Raw genomic sequence first — 22,564 nt, 5'->3', positions numbered from 1 at the left:
GCCGGCGCGCGGACCGGCGGCATGGCGCACCGCAGCATGCATCCGTTAGTGTGGGCGGATGTGCTCGATCTTCGCCTTCCTCGACATCCGCGGCGATGCCGCGGCCCTGCGCCCGCTGGCGCTCGAAGCCTCGCGCAGCATGCGCCACCGCGGGCCGGACTGGTCGGGCGTCCACCTCGACGACCGCGCCCTGCTGGTGCACGAACGGCTGGCCATCGTCGGCGTGGACTCCGGGGCGCAGCCGCTGCGCAGCCCCGACGGCGCGCAGGTACTGGCGGTCAACGGCGAGATCTACAACCACCGCGCACTGCACGCCGAACTCGCCGACGGCTACGCCTTCCAGACCCACTCCGACTGCGAGGTAATCCTGCCGCTGTACCGGAGCGGCAGCGAACCGGCGGCCATCGCGCGGTGGCTGGAGCGCCTGGAAGGCATGTTCGCCTTCGTGCTGTGGGACGCCGAGACCGGCCGCTGGCTGATCGCGCGCGACCCGATCGGCATCGTCCCGCTGTACTGGGGTCGCGACGCCGAAGGCCGCCTGTGCGTGGCCTCGGAGGTGAAGGCCCTGGCCGGCATCTGCACGCACGCCGAGGCGTTCCCGCCCGGGCACTTCTGGACTTCGGACGTCCCGGCACCGCAGCGCTATTACGCGCCGGCGTGGCGCGACTACGCCGCCGTGGCCGGCGCACCCTCGGACCGTGGCGCGGTCCGGCATGCGCTGGAAGCCGCGGTCAAGAGCCACCTCATGAGCGACGTGCCCTACGGCGTGCTGCTTTCCGGCGGGCTCGACTCCTCCCTGGTGGCGGCCATCGCCAAGAAGTACGCGGCGCGCCGGGTCGAGGAGGACAGCCAGGTCGAGGCCTGGTGGCCGCAGCTGCACAGTTTCGCCATCGGCCTGCCGGGTTCGCCCGACCTCGCCGCGGCCCGCGAGGTCGCCGCCCACATCGGGACCGTCCACCACAGCATCGAATTCACCGTGCAGGAGGGCCTCGACGCCCTCAGCGAGGTCGTGCGCCACCTCGAGACCTACGACGTGACCACCGTCCGCGCCTCCACGCCGATGTACCTGATGGCGCGCCGCATCCGCGCGATGGGCATCAAGATGGTGCTGTCGGGCGAGGGTTCGGACGAGCTGTTCGGCGGCTACCTGTACTTCCACAAGGCCCCCGACGCGCGCGCGCTGCACGAGGAGACGGTGCGCAAGCTCGACGCCCTGCACCTGTACGACTGCCTGCGCGCGAACAAGTCCATGGCGGCGTGGGGCGTGGAGGCGCGGGTGCCCTTCCTGGACCGCGGCTTCATCGACGCGGCGATGTCGCTGGACCCGGAGGTCAAGCTGTCGGGCAGCGCGCGCGGCCGCATCGAGAAGCAGTTCCTGCGCGAGGCTTTCGCCGGCTATCTGCCGGACGCCGTGCTCTGGCGGCAGAAGGAGCAGTTCTCCGACGGCGTCGGCTACACCTGGATCGACTCGCTCAAGGCGCATGCCGAGGCGACCGTGAGCGACGCGGCACTCGCCGCAGCCGCCACCCGCTTCCCCCACAACACCCCGGCGACCAAGGAAGCCTATCTCTACCGCGACCTCTTCCACCGCCACTATCCCCAGGACTGGGCCGCGCGCCTCGTCCCCGGCGGCCCCTCGGTCGCCTGCTCCACCGCCGCCGCCATCGAGTGGGACCCTTCGCTGAAGGACGTCGTCGATCCCTCGGGACGCGCAGTCCGAGCGGTGCACCTGGCGGCGTATTGAGGCCTGGGCCGGGGCCGGGAAACGGGGAACGGGGAACGGCGTGGCCGTCTCCCTCCCCCGCTTCGCAGGGGAGGGTCGGGGTGGGGGCGCTTCTGCTGCGAGAGGCTGGAGATCGAGGAGCGAGAAGAACGAGTGGGGCGACTGCTCGTTCTCGCTTCTCGCTTCCCCTCACTCCTCAGGCAGCGCGCTGCGCGCGCTTCACCCCCATCCCAGCCTTCCCCCGCGGGCGGGGGAAGGAGCTTTTGCAGCGAAAAGTGCGCGAAGAGGAGTGAGAGCGAGAGGAAGCGCGCGCACTGGCCCTCGTTTCTCACTCCTCCCCACTCAACTCCTCGGCCAACCAGCTCCCTCCCCTGCGAAGCGGGGGAGGGTCGGGGTGGGGGCGCTTCTGCTGCGAGAGGCTGGAGATCGAGGAGCGAGAAGAACGAGTGGGGCGACTGCTCGTTCTCGTTTCTCACTTCTCGTTTCTCGCCTCTCGCTTCTCGCTCCTCCCTCACTCCCAGGCAGCGCGCTGCGCGCGCTTCACCCCCATCCCAGCCTTCCCCCGCAGGCGGGGGAAGGAGCTTTTGCGGTGAGAAGTGAGAGGTGGAGGAGCGAGAAAGGAGTTGGGCGCAGCTGCTCCGCCCTCGTTTCTCACTCCTCCCACTCACTCCTCAAGCCCGCCAGCCCCTCCCCGATCGACGCGATGCCCTGCGCCGGGGTGCGCATCTGCAGCATCAGCGCGTCGGCGCTCATCGGGCGTCCGAGCCAGTAGCCCTGGGCGAGGTCGCAGCCGCGTTCGCGCAGCACGTCGTGCTGGCCTTCGTTCTCGACGCCCTCGGCGACCACGGTGATGCCGAGCGAATGGGCCATCGCGATGATGGCCGAGGTCAGGGCGAGGTCGTCGGGGTCGCGGAGCACGTCGGCGACGAAGCTGCGGTCGATCTTGACGCCGTCCACCGGCACCCGCCGCAGGTGGCTGAGCCCGGAGAAGCCGGTGCCGAAGTCGTCGAGCCACACCTTCACGCCGCTGCTGCGCAGCCGCGCCAGCAGGGAGCCGGCCTGGAGCTCGTCGCCCAGCACCGCGGTCTCGGTCAGCTCCACGTGCAGGCGGGCGGCGTCGAGCCCGGCCGCGGCCAGCGCGTTGGCCACCACCTCTGGAAGTCCGCCGCCGCGCAGTTGCCTGGCCGAGACGTTCACCGCCACGAAGGGCGGCTGGTCGGGCATGGCCTCGCCCCAGCGCACGGCGTCGGCACAGGCGCGTTCGAGCACGTGCCGGCCGAGCTGCTCGATGAGCCCGCTCTGCTCGGCGACGTCGATGAAGACCGACGGCGGGATCCGCCCCTGGCGCGGGTGCGCCCAGCGCAGCAGGGCCTCCGCCCCGACCATGCGGCCGTCGGCGAGCTGGTAGATCGGCTGGTACTCGACGCTGAGCTCCCCGCGCTCCCAGGCGCCGTGCAGGTCCTGCTCCATGCGCATGCGCCGCTCGACCGCCTGGTCCATGGCGCGACTGTAGAAGCGATAGCAGCTCTTGCCGGCGACCTTGGCCTGGTACATCGCCACGTCGCCGCTCTTGAGCAGGACCACGGTGCTGGTGGCGTCGTGCGGGTAGAGCGCGATGCCGATGGAGGCGCTCAGGTGCACCCGCGCGCCGCGGACCTCGAAGGGCCGCTGCAGCACCTCGATGATCGCCTCGGCGAGCTGGGCGGCATGGGTACGCATCTCGCGTCCGGTCGCGAAGGCGATGAACTCGTCGCCGCCGAAGCGCGCCAGCCGCGCGTTCTCCAGGCCGGCACGGCGGAGGCAGGCGTCGATGCGCGCGGCGAAGTGCTCCAGCACGTCGTCGCCCGCGTCGTGCCCGAGCGTGTCGTTGATGCGCTTGAAGTCGTCGAGGTCGATGAACAGCAGCGCGAGCTCGTCGCCGGCGTTCTGCCGGGCCTGCAGGCTCTCGTCGAGCAGCTCGCGGAAGGCGTAGCGGTTGGGCAGGCCCGTGAGCGCGTCGCTGAAGGCCAGGGTGCGGATGTCGCGATCATGGCGCGCGACGCTCTCGCTCATGCGGCCGAAGGCGCGCACCAGGTCGCCGATCTCGTCGTGGCGCCGCGCGTCGTGCTGCCCGGCCATGGCGGCCGCGGCCTCGAAGCGGCCGGCCTCGATCTCCCGCGCGGTGTCGGCCAGCCGCCGCACCGGGCGCACGAAGGCGCGCTCCACGAAGAGCGACAGCAGCAGGGTCACGATCACCGCGAGCCCGACCAGGCCCGTCTCCAGCACCAGTTGCTGCCGCCCGAGCGCGTGCAGGCGTTCCGCCAGCGCCCGCTGCGCGTTCGCCTGGCTCTCGGCGATGCGCGCCAGCCCGTAGCCGATGCGGACGCCGCCCAGGCGCTCGCTGCCGAGAGTGATCGGATGCGCGACGTCCATGATCTCCGGCGACCACTGCACGACCGGCCCGTCGGAGACGACCGACCGGAACGCGAGCGGATCGTCCATGGGCTGGCCGTAGGTCGAGATGCCGCGGCTGCCGTCGTGGATGACCCGTCCCTCGCGGTCGTAGACGTAGACGTAGGCGACGTCGGCCTGCGCCTTGAGCGCGCCGATCTGGTCGCCCACCACCGCGAGGTCGAAGTAGTACAGCGGATTCGCGAGGCTGTCGGCGATCTGGGCCGCCTGCCCCTGTCCCCGCTCCTCCAGGCTCTCGAAGGCGAGCTCGCGCAGGGAGGCGGTTCCCTCCCGCACGACCTCGGCGACGCTGCGGGTCTGCTGGTACCACAGCAGGCCGGCGGCCACGACGAGCAACAGCAGCGCCCCGACCAGCAGCAGGCCGAAGCGCATCGACAGGCCGAGCCGCGGGCGTCGTACGCGCGTCGCGCCCTCGGGCGCGTCCTCGCGCTTCGCGCTCATTCGAGCGCCCCGTGCACGAGTTCGACGTCCTCGCCCAGCCGCCGCAGCGCCGCCCTCGCCTCCTCGTCCAGCGGCCGGAAGGCGGTGGTGCCGAAGAAGTGGCGCAGGGCCTCGCGCCCCTCCTCGTCGTGCGGCGCATCGAGCAGGACCTCGCGCAGGCGCGCCTCCACCGCCGGGGCCAGCCCCCCGCGCACCAGCTCGATCCCGCGCGGATAGGGCTCGGACTGCGCGAACACGAGCAGGTCCTCGCGGTAGGTCTCGGGCACGCGGCGGGGATCGGCCCAGTCGAGATCGCTCATCACGCCGACGTCGACCATGCCCTTGTGCACCCAGGTCGCGATGTTGGTCTCGGTGCGCGCGAACACGTAGCCGACCTCGTCCGCGGCGACCCGGTCCATGGGCGAGAGCAGGATCTCCAGCACCATCCCGCGGCGCAGGAACTCGGCGGCCGGCACGAAGTAGGCGCTGGTCGAGGACGGGGTCTGCATCGCGACCGAACGCCCGAGGATGTCGTCGAACGACGCGATGCCGGCGTCGCGCCGGGCCACGTAGACGGTGCGGTAGCTCCGCACGCCGTTGCGCTCGGTGAGCAGCAGCGGCCGCGCCCCGGCGCGGGCGGCGAGCAGCACCGCCATGCCGCCGGTCTCGGTCACCCAGTCGACCCGGCCGCGCCGCAGGTAGCTCTCCATCTGGTGCGAGTCGCGCGCCATGAGCACGCGTCCCTCGTGGATGCCCACGTCGTGCAGGCGCGCGACCACGTAGTCCAGCAGCGGCCGGAGCTGGTCGTAGTGCGCCTTGGGGTCGTCGGTGATGCGCCCCAGGACCAGCACGCCGTCGTCCGCCCGCACGGCGGGGACGGCGCCAAGGACGAGAAGGAACGCGACCAGCCAGCGTCTGCAGACGGCGAGTGGATCCGGTCGATGCGTGCTGCCCACGTGGTGCGTCCGGCGGGTGCGGGAATGTGCCGCGCAGCCTAGCCCATCGGCAGGCGGAGCGTCACGGCTCTTTGGCGGTCGGGGAAGCTACCGGACCTGGGCCTGGCGTGGCCCGGACGGGCGGGCGCGCAGGCTGCGCTCAGGCGTCGCGGTCGGTCTGCCGCGCGAGCCGCGCCATGCGCTGCGCGTCGGCCAGGATGCCGCGGAGGATGCGCAGCTCGCGCGACTCCGGACGTGCCCGCGAGAACAGCCTGCGGAGCCGGCGCATCACCGTGTCCGGCGCGCGCTTCTTGTGGAAATCGATGTCGTCCAGCGCCTGCGCCAGGTGCTCGAAGAAGCGCTCCAGTTCCGCCTGCGGCGCCGGGCCCTCGCCCTCCTCGCCCGCGACCGGCGCCGCCTCGGCCTCGCCCTCCGCGAGCAGCGCCAGGCGCAGTTCGTAGGCCAGCACCTGCACCGAGGCGGCGAGGTTGAGCGAGCTGAAGGTCGGGTCCGACGGAATGTGGATGGCGACGTCGCAGCGCATCAGCTCCTCGTTGGTGAGGCCCGTGCGCTCGCGCCCGAACACCAGGGCGACCGGCCCCTGCCGCGCCGCCTCCAGGATGCGGCCGGCCGCCTCGCGCGGCGTCAGCTCGGGCAGCTGCACGCGGCGGCTGCGCGCGGTGCACCCGAACACCGTCACGCAGTCGGCCAGCGCCTCCGGCAGGTCCGCATGCACGGACGCCGCCTCCATCAGGTCGTCGGCGCCGGCGGCCATGGCGCTGGCCTCGGCATGCGGGAACTTCGACGGCGCGACCAGGCTCAGGCGCGACAGCCCCATCGTCTTCATCGCACGGGCGGCGGAACCGATGTTGCCGGGATGCTGGGTACCGACGAGGACGAAACGGATGTCGTGGGGCATGGTGCGGCGGGTCGAGGAACGCGGCGACGTCGCGGCGACGTCCGGCCGCATAGTGTACGGCCCGCCGCCGGCCTTGCCTCGCGACCTGCTAGACTGCGCAGTTCCCGGCGGCACGCGCCGGCGCTCCTTTCCATCCGCGAATCGGTCCCCCCGCATGCTCAAGCCTGCCGTCAACGTCATGGTCAAGGCCGCCCGTCAGGCCGGCAACGTGATCCTCCGCAACATGGCCAAGCTCGACAGCCTCAAGATCGTCGAGAAGGCCCGGCAGGACTATGCGAGCGAGGTCGATTCGCTGGCCGAGGCCGAGATCATCCGCGAGCTGCGCCGCGCCTACCCGGACGCGGGCTTCCTCGGCGAGGAGGGCGGCATCGTCGGCAAGGGCCGCTCCAGCATCTTCGTGATCGATCCGCTGGACGGCACCAGCAACTTCCTGCGCGGCTTCCCGCACTTCTGCGTGTCCATCGCCCTGGTCGAGAACGGCGAGCCGCAGCACGCGGTGATCTACGACCCGATCCGCAACGACATCTTCACCGCCAGCCGCGGCTCGGGCGCCCAGCTCAACGAGAAGAAGATCCGCGTCGCCGAACGCAAGGATCTGGAAGGCTGCACCATCATCACCGGCTTCCCGCCGCGCGAGCGCGAGCGCGTCGCGCCGCACCTGGCGACCATCGGCGACCTGCTCGCCACCGCCGAGGACGTCCGTCGCACCGGCTCGGCCGCCCTCGACCTCGCCTACGTGGCCTGCGGCCGTGCCGACGCCTACTTCGAGGCCGGCGTGAAGGCGTGGGACATCGCCGCCGGCGTGCTGCTGGTGCGCGAGGCCGGCGGCAAGGTCACCGACTTCCGCGGCGGCACCGCCAAGCTCATCGACACCACCGGCGCCGCGAGCCGCCAGATCGTGGCCGGCAACCTCAAGGTCGCCGAGGCCCTGCAGAAGCGCATCGTCGAGAGCGGGTACGCGGCGGCGTTCTGACTCTGGACGGGCTGGGCTTGGGGCTTGGGGCTTGGGGCTCGGGGCTTGGGGCTTGGGCCTTGGGCCTTGGGCCTTGGGCCTTGGGCCTTGGGCCTTGGGGCTTGGGGCTTGGGGCTTGGGGCTTGGCAAGGCTGCCTTAGGGCAGCGTCGTTCGCGCCTCGCGGGAGCGGCTTTCAGCTGCGAGGTGGCGACTCACCGGCATGGCCCTGAGCCCCACGCCCCGCGCCCTGAGCCCTAATCCCTAAGCCCGTTCCCAGCCCACTCACTCATGCACCGCCGGCGGATGCCCGTGCCCCGGCTCGTGCGCATGGCCGTGGGCGGGTGCGCAGTGGGCGCTCTCCAGTTGCAGCGTGACGTGATGGATGTGGAAGTCGCGCTCCAGGCACCCGGCCAGCGCCACGCGCAGGGCGTCGTGGTCGTTCCATCCCTCCTCCATCACCACGTGTGCGGTGAGCGCAGGGGCGCGGCTGCCGAGCGACCACACGTGCAGGTCGTGCACGCCGGCGACGCCGGGCATCGCCAGCATCCGCGCACGTACCGCGGGCACGTCGATGTCCCGCGGCGCGCCCTCCAGCAACACGTGCACGGCCTCCCGGACCAGCACCGACGTGCGCGGCAGGACCCACAGGCCGATGGCGGCCGCCACCAGTGGGTCGATGACGGTCCAGCCGGTCACGTGGATCGCGCCCGCGGCGAGCAGCACGCCCACCGACCCCAGGGTGTCGGCCCAGACCTCCAGGTAGGCGCCGCGCATGTTGAGGTTCTCGCCGCTGCCGGCCCTGAGCAGGCGCATGGCGATGAGGTTCACGGCCAGTCCCGCCGCGGCCACCGCCGCCATGCCCACCGACGCGACCGGCGCGGGATCGCGGAAGCGCCGCCATGCCTCGAACAGGATCCAGGCGGCGACCAGGAACAGGAGCGCGCCGTTCGCGAGCGCGCCGAGGGCTTCGAGGCGGACGTATCCGTAGGTGCGCCTGGCGTCCGGAGGGCGCCGCGCCAGCCGCACGGCGGTCAGCGCGATGAGCAGCCCGAAGGCGTCGGTGCCCATGTGCGCGGCATCCGAGAGCAGGGCCAGGCTGCCGGTCACGATCCCGCCGATCACCTCCGCCACCAGGAGGGCGACGGTGAGGCCGAATGCCCACCACAGCAGGCGCTCGTAGCGGATGTCGCCCAGCCCGTGATCGTGGTCGTGGCCCATGCGGAAACCCGTCGGGGAAAGCCGCCCCAACGATAGCGCCGGCGCGGCCGCGGCGCCTACGTCCCCCGGAAACGAAGAAAGCCGCGGCGCAGGCCGCGGCTTTCCCGGTCGAACGCGCGGGCCGGCGGTTACGGCCGGCGCGCCAGCTCCGCCTCGTCGCGGGCCTTGGGCAGGAGGTCCTGCTTGGCCACGCCCAGGCGCAGCAGCAGCGGCGCCGAGAGGAAGATGGTCGACAGCGTGCCGACGATGATGCCGATGATGATCACCAGGGCGAAGCCCTGCAGGGTCGGCCCGCCGAAGACGTACAGCGAGACCACCGTGAGCAGCGTGGTCACCGCGGTCATGATGGTGCGCGACAGCGTGCTGTTGATCGCACGGTTCACCACTTCCGCCGGCGAGAGCTTGGTGGTGTTGCGGAACAGTTCGCGCACGCGGTCGAACACCACGATCTTGTCGTTGACCGAATAGCCGTCGACCGCCAGCACCGCGGCCAGCACCACGAGGTCGAAGTCGCGCCCGGTGAGCGCGAAGATGCCCAGGGTCACCACGACGTCGTGGATCTCGCCGACGACGGTGGCGATACCGAACTTCCACTCGAAGCGCATCGCGATGTAGATGACGATGCCGGTGATCACCACGAGCACCGCGATCAGGCCGTTGGTCGCCAGTTCCTGGCCGACCTGCGGGCCGACGAAGCCGCCGCCGAGCACGGTGACCTCGGCGCCGGTCGCGGCCAGCGCCTCGACCACGCGAGCCGCCACCGCGGCGTTGCGCGCGTCCAGTTCGCCGCCCGGTGCCACCGGCACGCCGGTCTCCGCGGCCGCGCTCTCGGCGGCCGCCGCGGCGGCATCGGTCTCGGCCTGCGTGGAGCCGCCTTCGCTGGGAGGCAGTCGGATGGCGTAGCTCGACACGTCGAAGCCCTGCACCATCGCGCCCTCCAGGCCGGCGGCGCTCAGCGCCTCCTGCACCTGGGACTGGCTCACCGGGCGGTCGAACTCGACCTCCACCAGCGTGCCGCCGGTGAAGTCGAGGGCGAAGTTCAGGCCCTTGGTCGCGAGCGTGACGATCGAGCCGATGACGAGGAACAGGGCGACGACGACCGACACCCTGCGGATCCGCATGAAGTCGACGTTGCTGTTCGGATTGAAGAATTCCATGGATCAGGCTCTAGCTGCGTCAGACCGGGACCGACTTGAGCTTGCGCCCGTGGCCGAAGAGAAGGGTGGCGATCGCGCGGCTGACCGTGACCGAGGTGAACACCGAGGTCAGGGTGCCGATGATGAGCACCACGGCGAAGCCCCGCACCGGGCCGACCGCCAGCGCGATGAGCGCGATGGCCGAGATCAGCTTGGTGACGTTGGAGTCGAAGATCACCGACCAGGCCCGTTCGTAGCCGGCACGGATGCTGTTGGCGGGCGTATTGCCGTTGCGGACCTCGTCGCGGATGCGTTCGCAGATGAGCACGTTGCCGTCGATCGCCATGCCGAGGGTCAGCACCATGCCCGCGATGCCCGGCATCGTCAGCGTCGCGCCCATGATCGACAGCGCCGCGGCGAGCAGCAGCAGGTTGATCAGCAGCGCCGTGACCGAGATCAGGCCGAACACGCGGTAGTAGACGATCATCAGGATGCAGAGCGCGACGAAGCCGTACAGCAGCGCGCGCGCGCCCGACTCGATGTTCTCCTTGCCCAGCGACGGGCCGATCACCCGCTCCTGGACGATGTCCACCGGCGCGGCCAGCGAGCCTGCGCGCAGCAGCAGCGCCACCTCGGCGGCCTCCTGCGGACTGCTCAGGCCGGTGGTCTGGAAGTTGCGACCGAACTGCCCGCGGATGGTGGCGAGGCTGATGACCTGCTCGACCACGCGCGTGCTGCGCACCTCCTCGCCGTTCTCGCCGATGGTGACCTCGGGGATGCGCTCGATCAGCACCACGCCCATGCCGCGGCCGATGTTGTCGCGGGTGAAGTTCGCCATCGATGCGCCGCCGACCGAATCCAGGCGGACCGAGACCATCGGCGTACCGCTCTGCGGGTCGATGCCCGAGGTCGCGCTCATCAGCTGGTCGCCGGAGGCGATCACGCGACGCGACAGCAGCACCGGCGCGCCCTGCCCGCCCGTCTCCGAGCGCATGTAGTACAGGCGCGCATCCGGCGGCACGCGGCCGCCCGAGGCGGCGGCGAAGGCGTCGCCGTCGACCTGGGCGCGGTATTCGAGGGTGGCGGTCGCACCGAGGATGCGCTTGGCGGCGGCGGTGTCCTGCACGCCCGGCAGCTGCACGACGATGCGGTTGGCGCCCTGGCGCTGGATCAGCGGCTCGGCCACGCCGAGCTCGTTGATGCGGTTGCCGAGGGTGGCGATGTTCTGCTCGACCGCGCCGTTGAGGATGGCCTGCAGCTCCTCCGGCCGGATGACCGCCGTCAGGTCGGCGTCGCCGCTGTTGGTCAGCTGGAGCTGCGGAATCTCGGACTGGATCGCGCTGCGGGCGCGGTCGCGCGTCGCCCCGTCCTCGAACCGCGCGGTGATCGCGCTGTTGGTATGGGCGACCGAGCGCACCGGGATGCCCGACTCGCGCAGCACCGCGCGGACGTTGCCGGCGAAGGCCTCCTGCTGGCGCTCGAGGCCGGCCTGCTGGTCCACCTCCATCAGGAACTGCACGCCGCCCTGCAGGTCGAGGCCCAGCGGCATCGGCCGCGCGCCGATGGCGGTGAGCCAGTCGGGAACGGTGTTGGCGAGGTTGAGGGCGACGGTGTAGTCGGTGCCGAGCTGGTCGCGCACCACGCCGACCGCGCGGGTCTGGCTCTCGAGATCGGGCAGCCGCACCAGCAGCGCGTCGTTCTCGATGGCCACCGACTTGTAGGGCAGGCCGGCGTCGTCGAGCAGGCCGCGGACGCGCTCGCCGAGTGCGGCGTCCAGCGTCCCGGTACGGTTGGCGGTGATCTGCACCGCAGGATCCTGCGGGAACAGGTTCGGGATCGCGTAGATCACGCTGATCACGATCACGATCGCGACCAGCGCGTAACGCCAGCGGGCAAACTCGAGCATGTACGTTCCATCCCCCGCGACCCGGATGCCGGGCCGGCAGTGGCGTCAGTGGGGCCGGCCGTGGCCGGCATCAAGTCCCGTCGGGAGCGCTCAGGCGCTCTTGAGGGTGCCCTTGGGCAGAACGGTGGAGATGGCGCCGCGCTGCATCTTGATGCGCACGCCGTCCGCCACCTCGACGCTGATGAAGTTCTCGCCGATGTTGTCGACGCGGCCGGCGATGCCGCCGGTCGTCACCACCTCGTCGCCCTTCTGGAGCTTCTCGAGCATGGCGCGATGTTCCTTCTGCCGCTTCATCTGCGGGCGGATCATCATGAACCACATCAGCACGAAGAACAGGCCGAGCATGATGAAGGTCGGCATCATGCTCGGCGGCTGGCCGGCCGGCGCGGCCTGGGCCATGGCGGGAGAAACGAGGAGGTCGAGCAGGTTCATTTGCACAGTTCCGTGAAACGGGCGTCAAAGGCCGGCAAGTATGCCAGACGCCCGGAAGGGACGCAGAGTTCCCCGGACGGCGCGCATGGCCCGCCCTCCGCTCAGGCGTGCGCGCCGGCCCGCTCGGCGTGGAAGCGGGCCCGGAACGCCTCGAACTCGCCGGCCTCGATGGCCGCCCGGATGCCCCGCATCAGTTCCTGGTAGTAGTACAGGTTGTGCACCGTGGCCAGCATCGGCCCGAGCATCTCGCCGCACTTGTCGAGGTGGCGCAGATAGGCGCGGCTGAAGCCGGACGCGCAGGCGTGGCAGCCGCATTCCGGGTCGATCGGGCGGGTGTCGTGCTCGTAGCGCTGGTTGCGGATGCGGACCGTGCCGAAACGGGTGAAGTAGTGGCCGTTGCGCGCGTTGCGGGTGGGCATCACGCAGTCGAACATGTCGATGCCGCGCGCCACCGCCTCGACGATGTCCTCCGGCCGCCCCACCCCCATCAGGTAGCGCGGCCGGTCCGCCGGCAGTTGCGGGCAGGTGTGTTCGAGCATCGCGTTGCGCTCGGCCTCCGGCTCGCCGACGGCGAGCCCGCCGACCGCGTAGCCGTCGAAGCCCAGGTCCAGCAGCCCCGTCGCCGAGCGCGTGCGCAGGGCCGGATACACCCCGCCCTGTACGATGCCGAACAGGGCCGCGTCGTTGCCCTCGTGCGCGCGCTTCGAACGTTCCGCCCAGCGCAGCGACAGCTCCATCGAGCGCCGCGCGACCTCCTCGGTGGCCGGGTACGGCGTGCACTCGTCGAAGATCATCACCACGTCCGAATCGAGCACCTTCTGGATGTGCATGCTCTCCTCGGGACCGAGGAAGACCCGGGCGCCGTCGGTCGGCGAGGCGAAGTGCACGCCGGCCTCGGTGATCTTGCGCTTGTGCGCCAGCGAGAACACCTGGAATCCGCCGGAGTCGGTCAGGATCGGGCCGTCCCAGCGGTTGAAGCCGTGCAGCCCGCCGTGCGCCTCGATGACCTCGAGCCCCGGCCGCAGATAGAGGTGGAAGGTGTTGCCGAGGATCATCTCGGCGCCGATCCCGCGCAGGTCGCGCGGGAACATGCCCTTGACCGAACCGTAGGTGCCCACCGGCATGAAGGCCGGCGTCTCCACCGTCCCGCGGGGGAAGGTCATGCGCCCCCGGCGCGCCGCGCCGTCGGTGCGATGGAGCTGGAACTGGAGTCGGGACATGGCGGCACGGCGTGCGGAAAGCCCGCCATTGTCGCAGGTTTTCGGCCAGCGGCCGGCGCGGTGGCGGCAGTCGGGGAGCCCACGCCAGTCTCCGCGGCCGACATCGCCCGCAACGCAAGGACCGCACCCGATGAAACCCTTCCTGTTCGCCGTCGCACTGTTCGCACTCGCCGGCTGCAGCTCGACCTCCCCGGTACGGGACACCAGCGGCGACATCACGCCGTACGATGCGATCCAGCTCGCCGCCGCAGCGGCGCCGGGCGGCGTCCCGGGCACCTTCGACATGCGGATCCAGGCAGCGGGCAGCCAGGGCGGCAACACCTACCTGAACACCGAGCACGACTACCGCGACCAGCGCAACCTCACCCTCGCGCTCCCGCCGGGCATCACGCAGGAACTGGAGGCACGTCTCGGCGCGGATCCGAAGACGGCCCTCCTCGGCAAGCGGCTCCGCGTCACCGGCGAAGCCCGGCGCATCACCATCTGGTTCTTCGACGGCGAAGGCCGCCCGACGGGCAAGTACTACTACCAGACCCACGTGCTGGTCTCGGGCGCCGACCAGATCGAAGTGGTCGGATGGGCGGGTCAGGTCGTCGCGGCGGTGCCGCCGCGCTGAGGCTCCGCGGCGTACCGCAGGCGCAGCACGCTCCCGGACGCCGGAACCGCGGCGTCCGGCAGATCGACGAGCAGCACCTCGCCGCTCTCCAGCCGCACCGTGCACGCCCAGTGGGGGCCCCGGAATACGACCCCCTCCACCGTCGCCTGCAGCGGACCGGCGGGATCGGGCACCAGCGTGTCCGGCCGGAGCAGGACCCACTCCTCGCCCGGCATGCCCACGCTGGCTCCGCGCAGCACGCTGCCCCGCCCCACGAAGGCGGCCACGGTGCGGTCCGCCGGGCTCTGGTAGAGCGTGCGCGCGTCCGCCCACTGCAGGATCCGGCCGCCGTCCATCACGCCGATGCGGTCGGCCATGGCGAAGGCCTCGGCCTGGTCGTGGGTGACCATCAGCACCGTGGTCCCGGTGCGCTTGAGCAGGTTGCGCAGCTCGCCCGCGAGCTGTTCGCGGGTGCCGGCATCGAGGTTGGAGAAGGGTTCGTCCAGCAGCAGCAGGCGCGGCTCCGGCGCCAGCGCGCGGGCCAGCGCGGCACGCTGCTGCTGGCCGCCGGAGAGTTCGTGCGGGTAGGCGTCCATCGCGTCCGCGAGCCCGACCAGCTCCAGCATCTCGGCGACCCGGCGCCTGCGCTCGGCCCGCGGCCGCCCGCGCAGGCCGAAGGCGACGTTGCCGCCGACGGTGAGGTGCGGGAAGAGCGCATAGTCCTGGAACATCATGCCCACCTGCCGCGCCTCCGGCGGCAGGCCGGTGCCGGTCTCGGCCAGCACGCGGCCGCCCAGCACGATGCGCCCCGCCTGCGCCGGCTCGAAGCCGGCGACCGCACGCAGCACCGTGGTCTTGCCGCAGCCGGACGCGCCGAGCAGTGCGCCGATCTCGCCGGGGGCGAGCGACAGCGACAGCGCATCCACGACGAGGCGCTGCCCGCCCGGGGCGGGGTAGCCCACCTGCAGTCGGTCGATCTCGAGCATGGAGAGGGTCATGGGGTCGGTCTCGCGGTGCCGAAGCGCGCGCCGACGCGCGCCAGCAGGATGACGGGAAGCAGGCCCACCGCGACGATCAGCAGGGCCGCGACCGCGCCCTCCTCGTAGGTGCCGCGCGCGGCCTCGGCGTACAGCCAGGTGGCCAGGGTCTCGACGTTCAGGGGCCGCAGCAGCAGGGTCGCCGGCAACTCCTTCATCACGTCCACGAAGACCAGCAGGGCCGCCGCGGCCAGGGCCGGCGCGAGCAGGGGCAGGTGCACGCGCCACAGCGCGCCGGCCGCGCCGCTGCCGAGGCTGCGCGCGGCCTGGTCCAGAGACGGGGAGATGCGCGCGAGTCCGGCCTCGACCCCGCCCAGCGAGATCGCCAGGAAGCGCATCGTGTAGGCGATCACAAGGGCCGCCATGGAGCCCATCAGCAGCATGCGCGGCGCGATGCCGAAGGCCTGCTCCAGCACCGCGCCGACGGCGGCGTCGAACCAGCCCAGCGGCACCAGCAGGCCGATCGCCAGCACCGTGCCCGGCACGGCGTAGCCGAGCGCCGCCAGCCGCAGCGGCGCCGAGGATCGCGTACGCCGCCGCAACTGGGCCAGGCGCAGGGCCCAGGCCACCAGCAGGCCCAGGGCCAGGGTCGCCACGGTGGCGACCAGCGCCAGGGTCACGGTGTTCCAGGCGCTCGCCACGAGCTGGTCGCTGACGCCACCGTAGAGCGACACGCGCTTCCAGCTCTCGTGGGCCAGGTAGGCGGCCGGCAGCACGAAGCCCAGCACCACCGGGATCGCGCCCAGCGCCAGCGCACAGGCGCTGCCCAGCGGCCCCAGGCGCTGCGGCTGCATCGGCCGCGGCCGCTGGGTCGCGGCGTAGCGCTGGCGGCGCCGGCCGTGACGCTCGAGCGCGATCAGCGCGACCGCCACCACCAGCATCGCCAGGGCGATCTGCGCGGCGCCGGCGAGATCGCCGCGGGTGACCCAGGTGGTGTACACGGTCACGGTGAGGGTGCGCACGCCGAGGAACTCGGAGGCGCCGATGTCGTTGAGGGTCTCCAGCAATGCCAGCGCGGTGCCGACCGCGATCGCCGGCCGCGCGAGCGGCAGCGCCACGCGGAAGAACAGCGCCGCGCGCCCCGCGCCGAGCGAACGCCCCGCCTCCAGCAGGCCCGCGGCCTGGGTCATGAACATCGCCCGGGTGGCGAGGTAGACGTAGGGGTAGAGCACGAAGCCCAGCAGCAGGATCGCCCCGGGCAGGGAGCGCACGTCGGGGAGCCGGAAGTCGCGGGGACTGGCGATGCCCAGGAGGTCGCGCAGGGCGCTCTGGATCGGTCCCAGCGGGTGCAGCAGGTCGAGATAGGCGAAGGCGACGATGTAGGTCGGCACCGCCAGCGGCAGCAGCAGCGCCCATGCCAGCACGCGGCGGCCGGGGAAGGCGTAGGCCGTGACCAGCCAGGCGCTGCCGGTGCCGAGGGCGATCACCAGCACGCCGACGCCGCCCAGCAGCAGCAGGGTGTTGCGCGTGGCCTGCGGCAACACGTGCTGCACGACGTGCGACCACAGGCCATCGCTGCCCTGCGCCGCCGCCCACGCCAGCGCGAGCAGCGGCAGGCACACGGCCGCCGCGACGAGCGCGGCGGCCAGCGTCCATGCCTGCTCGGCGCGCGGCCGGATCATGGCCGGCGGACGCCGGCCGGCAGGCGCATCATCGTGGACACCGCTGGCGAACGGCTGGCGCGGTCCGCGCGCAGGATCAGTTGTCGAAGCCCACGCGGTCCACCAGCTCGCTGGCCTGGCGCCGGTAACGGGCGATCTCCGTGAGCGGCAGGGCGTCGACCTTCAGCTCGCCGAAGCTCGCGACGACCGGGTCGAGCTCGACGCCGGGCTTGACCGGGTACTCGTAGTTGGCGCGTGCGTAGAGGCTCTGCGCCTCGTCCGAGACCAGGTACTCCAGCAGGCGCACCGCGTCGTCGCGGTTGGGCGCGTGGCGCGCGATCGCCGCGCCGCTGATGTTGACGTGGGTGCCGCGGTCGCCGCCGCCGGCGAACACCGGCCGGACCACCTTGATGGCGTCGCCCCACTGGCGCTGCTCCGAGCCCTCCGGGCTGTTCTTCATGCGCCCCACGTAGTAGGCGTTGGCGATGCCGATGTCGCAGAGGCCGCCGAGGATGTCACGGGCGACCTCGCGGTCGCCGCCCGCCGCCTTGCGCGCCAGGTTGGCCTTGACGCCGCGCAGCCACGCCTCGGTCTTCTCGACGCCGTCGTGCGCGATCATCGCCGCGATCAGGCCGGTGTTGTACGGATGCTGCCCCGAGCGGATGCAGACGCGGCCGCGCCACTGCGGATCGGCGAGATCCTGGTAGGTGAAGCTGTCGAGGTCGAGGTCGCGCTCGGCGTACAGGATGCGGTCGCGCAGCGACAGCGCGTACCACGCCCCGCCCTCGCCGCGCAGGTTGGCGGGAATCGCGGCCTCGAGCACCGGCGACGGCGCCGGCTGGGTCACGCCGCCGTCCACGAGGTCGAGCAGGTTGCCGATGTCGACCGTCATCAGCACGTCGGCCGGCGAACGCGCGCCCTCGGCGCGGACGCGCTCGAGAAGGCCGTCGCGCACGAACACCGTGTTGACCTTGATGCCGGTCTCGGCGGTGAACGAGTCGAGCAGCGGCTGCACGAGCCCGGGCTCGCGCGTGGTGTAGAGGTTGACGTCGGCGGCGGCGGTGCCGGCGACGAAGGCGGCAGCGATGGCGAGGCGGCGGAACAGGCGCGCGGTGACGCGGGGGGGGCGCATGGCATCTCCTGGGTCGACGGGACGGCGCGGCGGGCGGTTCTCACGAGCGGCAGCCACGTAGATGGGAATCATACTCATTTGGACTTCGGGTGCCAATGGCCCTGGGCCCTNGGGCTCGGGGCTCGGGGCTCGGGGCTCGGGGCTCGGGGCTCGGGGCTCGGGGCTCGGGGCTCGGGGCTCGGGGCCTGGGGCCTGGGGCCTGGGGCCTGGGGCCTGGGGCCTGGGGCCTGGGGTTCGGGGCTCGCCCTTCGCCCTTCGCCCTTCGCCCTCTGCCCTTCGCCCTCTGCCCTCTGCCCTCTGCCCTCTGCCCTCTGCCCTCTGCCCTCTGCCCTTTGCCCTTTGCCCTCTGCCCCTCTGCCCCTCGCCCCCGCCCCCGCCCCCTTACCCCTCCGCCGCGCCCTGCTCCCCCTCCACCGAGGGGAACACCAGCATCGCGTCGCCGTACGAGAAGAAGCGGTACTTCCGCTCCACGGCATGACGGTAGGCGGCGAGGACGCGGTCGCGGCCCGCGAAGGCCGAGACCAGCATGAGCAGGGTCGATTCCGGCAGGTGGAAGTTGGTGACCATCGCGTCGACCGACCGGACGCGGTAGCCGGGAAAGATGAAGATGCTGGTCTCGCCGGCGTACGGCAGCAGTTCGCCGTCGCGCATCGCGCTCTCCAGCGCGCGCACGACGGTGGTGCCGACCGCGATCACGCGGCCGCCGCGGGCGCGGGTGCGGCGGACCTGCTCCACCAGCTCGGCGCCGACGTTGAGCCACTCGCTGTGCATGCGGTGCTCGTGCACGGATTCGACGCGCATGGGCTGGAAGGTGCCTGCGCCGACGTGCAGGGTGACGTGGCCGAACTCGACGCCGCGCGCGCGCAGGGCGTCGAGCAGCGGCTGGTCGAAGTGCAGGCCGGCGGTCGGCGCGGCCACCGCGCCGGTCTCGCGCGCGAACACGGTCTGGTAGCGCTCGGCGTCGGCCGGCTCGGCGTCGCGGGTGATGTAGGGCGGCAGGGGGAGCCGACCCGCGCGGAGCAGGAGCTTCTCCAGCGATTCGTCGGCATGCTCGGCGGCCGGCTCGACGCGCAGCCGGTAGAACTCGCCTTCGCGCCCCAGCACCTCGGCCTCGCCGCCGGCGTCGAGGAGGATGCGCGTCCCTGGCCGCGACGGCTTGCTCGCGCCGATCTGCGCGCGCGCCTCGTTCGCACCGAGCACGCGCTCCACCAGGATCTCGACGCGCCCGCCGCTGGCCTTGCGTCCGAACAGGCGCGCCGGCAGCACCCGGGTGTCGTTGAACACCAGCAGGTCGCCGGGCTGCAGCAGGTCCGGCAGGTCCCGGATGCCGCGGTCGGAGACGGGGTCGGGCGCCGGCGGCAGCACCAGCAGGCGGCTTGCGGAGCGCTCCGGCAGAGGTGCCTGGGCGATCAGCTCGGGCGGAAGGTCGAAGTGGAAGTCGGACTTCTTCAAGGCGAGGGTGGAACGGGGACGGGGGCCGGATTGTAGGCCCCCGCCGCGGCGCCGCCTCACTCCATCGCGGCGTCGTCCGGGTCCAGGTGCAGTCCGCCCATCACCCGGGCGCGCACGCCGCGGACCGCTGCGGCGTCCGCCAGCGGGTCGCGGTCGAGGACGAGGAAGTCGGCGCGGCAGCCCGGCTCCAGGCAGCCCACGCCATCGTCCGGGAAGATCAGTTGCGGCGTGGTCATCGACAACATCCGCAGCAGCTCCTCCGGCGCGAACAGGCCGGTCCCGGCGAGGTGCTCGTACTCGACCAGCGAGGTCGCGGTGAAGCGGTCGCTGCCCATGGCGAGCGGGACGCCCGCCTCCTTCAGCCGGCGCAGGTTCTCGCGCTGCAGGGCGAGGACGTCGGAGATCGCGTCCGGGTCGCGGGCGATGAAGGACGCGACGCTCGCGGTCGGCACCACCGTCACCCCGCGGCGGGCGGCCTCGGCGATGGCCTCGTCCGACAGGCGGTAGTCGTCCGGGCCCTTCCCGCGCGCGAAGGCATAGCCCGGCAGGTGCGCGACGATGTCGACGCCGGCCGCGACCGCCACGGCGAAGTCCGCCGCGGACTCGGTGTGCGCCGCGACGCGCAGACCGTCGGCGTGCGCACGCGCGACCAGCGGCGCCACGAGTTCCGGGCGCAGGCCGTTGAAGCCGTGGTAGCGCGGATCCTCGCGGCGCGCCGGGTCCTCGGAATGGACCAGGGTCAACTTGACCAGGTCGGGCCGCGCCGCCCGCACCAGCGGCCACTTGGCCGCGACGTCGGCCTCGCTCTCGACCACCACGTAGGCGTGGTCGTGCACCGCGGTGGCGTCCGCGTCGGGATCCTCCTCGCGCAGGGACGCCAGCGCCATGCCCAGCGGATGCCCATCGGCGCTGGAGATGCAGGCGGTCAGGGCGACGCGCACGTCGCCCGCGGGACGCAGGCCAGCGCGCACGCCGGCATTGCTCGTGGCGTCGCCGCACAGCATCGCCGCGTAGAACACGCCCTCGCGCAGGTACATGGCGCGGTTGCGCTCCAGGCCCCAGGCGTTCTGGAGGTTGTGGTTGTGCGCCTCGCCGAAGGGCGGCACCACGAAGCCGCCCCGGAGGTCCACGCGCTCGGACGGCGCCTCCGCCCCGTCCTTCCCGACGAACCTGCCGTCCACGACGCGCCGGCTGCCGTGGACGAAGCGCTCGCCGTCGAACCAGTGCGCGTCGACGTACTCGACGATCCGCTCCGCGCTGCGGGCCGGCGGCAGGGCGGCGGCGCACAGCGCCAGCGGAACGAGGATGGAAAGGGCGAAACGGGACATCGGGTGCATGCGGCGTCCGGGCAGCGAGAGGTCCCGCCTTCGATGCACCGCGGGACGAGAAGGTTGCGCGGGCCGCGCGTCCCACCGCGCCGACGACGGCGCCCCGCTACAGCCAGCCCTTCTGCCGCGCCAGCCGGTAGGCCTCGATGCGGTTGCCGACGCCGAGCTTGCCGATGGCCTCGGACAGGTAGTTGCGCACGGTGCCGTGGGACAGGTGCAGGCGCTGGGCGATCTCGGTGGCCGCGCTGCCCTCGCCCGCCATCCGCAGCACCTGGCGTTCGCGGTCGGTGAGCGGGTCGGCCGCGCCCCAGGCCTCGATGGCCAGCTCAGGATCGACCGCACGTCCGCCGCGGTGCACGCAGCGCACCGCCTCCGCCAGCCTGTCGGCCGGCGCGTCCTTGAGCAGGTAGCCGCTCACGCCCGCATCGAGCGCGCGCCGCAGGTAGCCGGCGCGCGCGAAGGTGGTCAGCACCACGACCCGCACGTCCGGCAGCGCCCCGCGCACCCGCGCCGCGAGCTCCAGGCCGCTGTCGCCGGGCATCTCGATGTCGGTGACCAGCACGTCCACCCCGCCCTGCCGCAGCCGCGCCCAGGCGGACTCGGCGTCGCGCGTCACGGCGACCACCTCGAGGTCGGGCTCGAGCCCCAGCAGTGCCGCCAGGGCGCCGCCGACCAGCGCCTGGTCCTCGGCGAGGAGGATGCGGATCATGCGGACACGTGCGGGGGCGACATGCGGGGCTTCCGGGGCGTGCTGTGCACTTCGGGATGGAATGCGTGGGCCGTCGGCGGTGCCGGGCTGGCCCGTCCGGAGGGAATCGCGAAGTACATAGCACGCCCTACCCGCCCGGCGCATCCAGCGCCGCCGGCACGCCGACGGGCACGCGCAGGCGCAGGCGCGTGCCCGGCGCCGCGTCCTCGATGCGCAGCGTCCCGCCGACCGCATCCAGCCGTTCGCGCATGCCGTTCAGCCCGTTGCCGGGCACGTGCCGGCCGCCGCGCCCATCGTCCGCGATCTCCAGCACCGCATCGCCGCCGACCCGCTGCAGCGCGATCCGCATGCGCGTGGCGCGCGCATGGCGCAGCACGTTGGTGGTCGCCTCGCGCAGCGCCATCGCGAGGGCCGTCTCGACGTCCGCATCGAGCACCAGCGGCGCGAGCTCGACCACCAGCTCGATGTCGGCACCGAGCAGCGCCAGGCGGGTGGCCGCGATCTCCGCGTCCAGCCCGGCATTGCGGATGCCGGTGACCGCGCGCCGCACCTGGCCGAGGGCGTCGCGCGCGACCCGCTCGACCTCGCCGATCTCGTGCCGCGCCCTGCGGAGGGCGCCGGGATCGCCGTCGACGCGGTCGACCAGCCGGCCCGCCAGCTCGCTCTTCAGCGCGATCAGGCTCAGGGTGTGCCCGAGCAGGTCGTGCAGGTCGCGGCCGATGCGTTCGCGCTCCGCCATGCGCGCGAGGCGCCGCACCTCGTCGTGGCTGAGGCGCAGCTCCGCGTCGTGGCGAAGCTGCGCCTGCGTCCAGAAGCCGCTGGCGGCGGTCGCGCTGCCGACCACCAGGGTGATGAGGAAGTTCACCCACTCGCCGCCGATGAGCAGGGTCTGCAGGGCGTAGGCCGCGAGCAGCAGCGCGCACAGCAGGCTGCCCCGCCGCGGACGCAGCCGGTAGCCGCAGAACACCAGGGCATAGATCACGAAGGTGCTGCCGCCCCCGTTGATCGGCACGAGGGCCAAGCCGATCCCGCCCGCCGCCAACGCCAGCGCAGGCACCGTCCATCCGTCGCAGATGCCGAAGCGCCTGAAGGCCAGGAAGTGCAGCGGCAGGTAGAGCAGGACCGCCACCAGCGAGGCGACCACCGCGCTCGCCGGCACTTCGCGCCAGAAGAACATCGGAAGCGCCACGAAGAACAGATAGCCCAGGCTCACCCAGCGCCAGAAGCGGAAGGCGCGTTCGTGGCGGTCGTAGGGCGTCGGCCGCGGCAGGACCTGCGCGGCGGCCGGCGACTCCGGCAAGAGGACACGGCTCATGCGCGGCCCACCGTCGTACCGGCGGCGACGGGGCGACGGCGATCCGTGGCGATTGCATCCATGCGGGCATCCTCCGCGGCCG

18 protein-coding genes are annotated in these 22,564 nt (G+C 72.4%); 3 read left to right on the top strand and 15 right to left on the bottom strand.

The features are described 5' to 3' along the window. Window positions 1–58: 58 nt before the first annotated feature. The gene (gene asnB / locus ACFO3Q_RS08285; RefSeq protein ID WP_377004183.1) at window positions 59–1,744 is read left to right on the top strand and encodes an asparagine synthase B; all 1,686 of its coding nucleotides are present in this window, start codon (window positions 59–61) and stop codon (window positions 1,742–1,744) included. 630 nt (window positions 1,745–2,374) lie between these two features. Here asnB and ACFO3Q_RS08280 read toward each other — a convergent pair. From ACFO3Q_RS08280 to ACFO3Q_RS08270, 3 genes are all read right to left on the bottom strand, one after another. Beyond that, on the bottom strand, window positions 2,375–4,615 hold the full coding sequence (locus tag ACFO3Q_RS08280; protein ID WP_377004182.1) for a putative bifunctional diguanylate cyclase/phosphodiesterase: 2,241 nt from the start codon (window positions 4,613–4,615) through the stop codon (window positions 2,375–2,377). Beyond that, window positions 4,612–5,463 (bottom strand): phosphate/phosphite/phosphonate ABC transporter substrate-binding protein, encoded by an 852-nt coding sequence (locus tag ACFO3Q_RS08275; protein WP_377004181.1) that lies wholly within the window; start codon window positions 5,461–5,463, stop codon window positions 4,612–4,614. Before ACFO3Q_RS08275 ends, ACFO3Q_RS08280 begins: the two co-directional genes overlap by 4 nt. Window positions 5,464–5,689: 226 nt before the next feature. Next, window positions 5,690–6,448, bottom strand: a complete 759-nt coding sequence (locus tag ACFO3Q_RS08270) for an RNA methyltransferase (RefSeq protein WP_377004180.1) — start codon at window positions 6,446–6,448, stop codon at window positions 5,690–5,692. Between the two features lie 154 nt (window positions 6,449–6,602). Here ACFO3Q_RS08270 and ACFO3Q_RS08265 point away from each other — a divergent pair, with 154 nt between their 5' ends. Beyond that, complete coding sequence (locus tag ACFO3Q_RS08265; protein ID WP_377004179.1) at window positions 6,603–7,421, top strand: inositol monophosphatase family protein; 819 nt, start codon at window positions 6,603–6,605, stop codon at window positions 7,419–7,421. 262 nt (window positions 7,422–7,683) lie between these two features. Here ACFO3Q_RS08265 and ACFO3Q_RS08260 read toward each other — a convergent pair whose 3' ends face one another. From ACFO3Q_RS08260 to tgt, 5 genes are all read right to left on the bottom strand, one after another. Continuing rightward, complete coding sequence (locus ACFO3Q_RS08260) at window positions 7,684–8,619, bottom strand: cation diffusion facilitator family transporter (protein WP_377004178.1); 936 nt, start codon at window positions 8,617–8,619, stop codon at window positions 7,684–7,686. Between the two features lie 128 nt (window positions 8,620–8,747). Beyond that, complete coding sequence (gene secF / locus ACFO3Q_RS08255; RefSeq protein ID WP_377004177.1) at window positions 8,748–9,776, bottom strand: protein translocase subunit SecF; 1,029 nt, start codon at window positions 9,774–9,776, stop codon at window positions 8,748–8,750. A 19-nt stretch (window positions 9,777–9,795) separates the two neighbouring features. Continuing rightward, entirely contained in the window at window positions 9,796–11,661 is a 1,866-nt protein-coding gene (gene secD / locus ACFO3Q_RS08250) for a protein translocase subunit SecD (RefSeq protein ID WP_377004176.1), read from the bottom strand. Window positions 11,662–11,751: 90 nt separating this feature from the next. After that, window positions 11,752–12,093, bottom strand: a complete 342-nt coding sequence (yajC, locus tag ACFO3Q_RS08245; protein ID WP_377004175.1) for a preprotein translocase subunit YajC — start codon at window positions 12,091–12,093, stop codon at window positions 11,752–11,754. A gap of 101 nt (window positions 12,094–12,194) precedes the next feature. Continuing rightward, window positions 12,195–13,313: a tRNA guanosine(34) transglycosylase Tgt gene (tgt, locus tag ACFO3Q_RS08240; protein ID WP_377004174.1), complete on the bottom strand. Its 1,119-nt coding sequence runs from the start codon at window positions 13,311–13,313 to the stop codon at window positions 12,195–12,197. Window positions 13,314–13,443: 130 nt separating this feature from the next. On the opposite strand from tgt, the gene ACFO3Q_RS08235 reads away from it, so the two are divergent. Further along, window positions 13,444–13,929 carry a hypothetical protein gene (locus tag ACFO3Q_RS08235; protein WP_377004173.1) on the top strand — a complete coding sequence of 162 codons (486 nt, stop codon included), beginning with the start codon at window positions 13,444–13,446 and terminating at the stop codon, window positions 13,927–13,929. Here ACFO3Q_RS08235 and ACFO3Q_RS08230 read toward each other — a convergent pair. From ACFO3Q_RS08230 to ACFO3Q_RS08200, 7 genes are all read right to left on the bottom strand, one after another. Next, window positions 13,899–14,906, bottom strand: a complete 1,008-nt coding sequence (locus ACFO3Q_RS08230) for an ABC transporter ATP-binding protein (RefSeq protein ID WP_377004172.1) — start codon at window positions 14,904–14,906, stop codon at window positions 13,899–13,901. The genes ACFO3Q_RS08235 and ACFO3Q_RS08230 overlap by 31 nt on opposite strands. Then, window positions 14,903–16,567 (bottom strand): ABC transporter permease, encoded by a 1,665-nt coding sequence (locus tag ACFO3Q_RS08225; protein WP_377004171.1) that lies wholly within the window; start codon window positions 16,565–16,567, stop codon window positions 14,903–14,905. Before ACFO3Q_RS08225 ends, ACFO3Q_RS08230 begins: the two co-directional genes overlap by 4 nt. A gap of 76 nt (window positions 16,568–16,643) precedes the next feature. Further along, window positions 16,644–17,678, bottom strand: coding sequence for a Fe(3+) ABC transporter substrate-binding protein (locus ACFO3Q_RS08220; protein WP_377004170.1), 1,035 nt, complete (start codon window positions 17,676–17,678; stop codon window positions 16,644–16,646). Window positions 17,679–18,059: 381 nt separating this feature from the next. Then, on the bottom strand, window positions 18,060–19,130 hold the full coding sequence (gene queA / locus ACFO3Q_RS08215; protein WP_377004169.1) for a tRNA preQ1(34) S-adenosylmethionine ribosyltransferase-isomerase QueA: 1,071 nt from the start codon (window positions 19,128–19,130) through the stop codon (window positions 18,060–18,062). 56 nt (window positions 19,131–19,186) lie between these two features. Next, a complete protein-coding gene (locus tag ACFO3Q_RS08210; protein WP_377004168.1) occupies window positions 19,187–20,458 on the bottom strand; it encodes an amidohydrolase family protein in 1,272 nt (423 codons plus the stop codon). 106 nt (window positions 20,459–20,564) lie between these two features. Continuing rightward, window positions 20,565–21,167 carry a response regulator transcription factor gene (locus ACFO3Q_RS08205; RefSeq protein WP_377004167.1) on the bottom strand — a complete coding sequence of 201 codons (603 nt, stop codon included), beginning with the start codon at window positions 21,165–21,167 and terminating at the stop codon, window positions 20,565–20,567. Between the two features lie 127 nt (window positions 21,168–21,294). Continuing rightward, on the bottom strand, window positions 21,295–22,482 hold the full coding sequence (locus tag ACFO3Q_RS08200) for a sensor histidine kinase (protein WP_377004166.1): 1,188 nt from the start codon (window positions 22,480–22,482) through the stop codon (window positions 21,295–21,297). Window positions 22,483–22,564: the final 82 nt, after the last annotated feature.

The organism is Coralloluteibacterium thermophilum (assembly GCF_042654365.1).
In the GTDB taxonomy this organism is placed as follows: domain Bacteria; phylum Pseudomonadota; class Gammaproteobacteria; order Xanthomonadales; family Xanthomonadaceae; genus Coralloluteibacterium; species Coralloluteibacterium thermophilum.
Note: the sequence above shows the minus strand (reverse complement) of the source record. Positions and strands in the feature narration are given on the sequence as shown.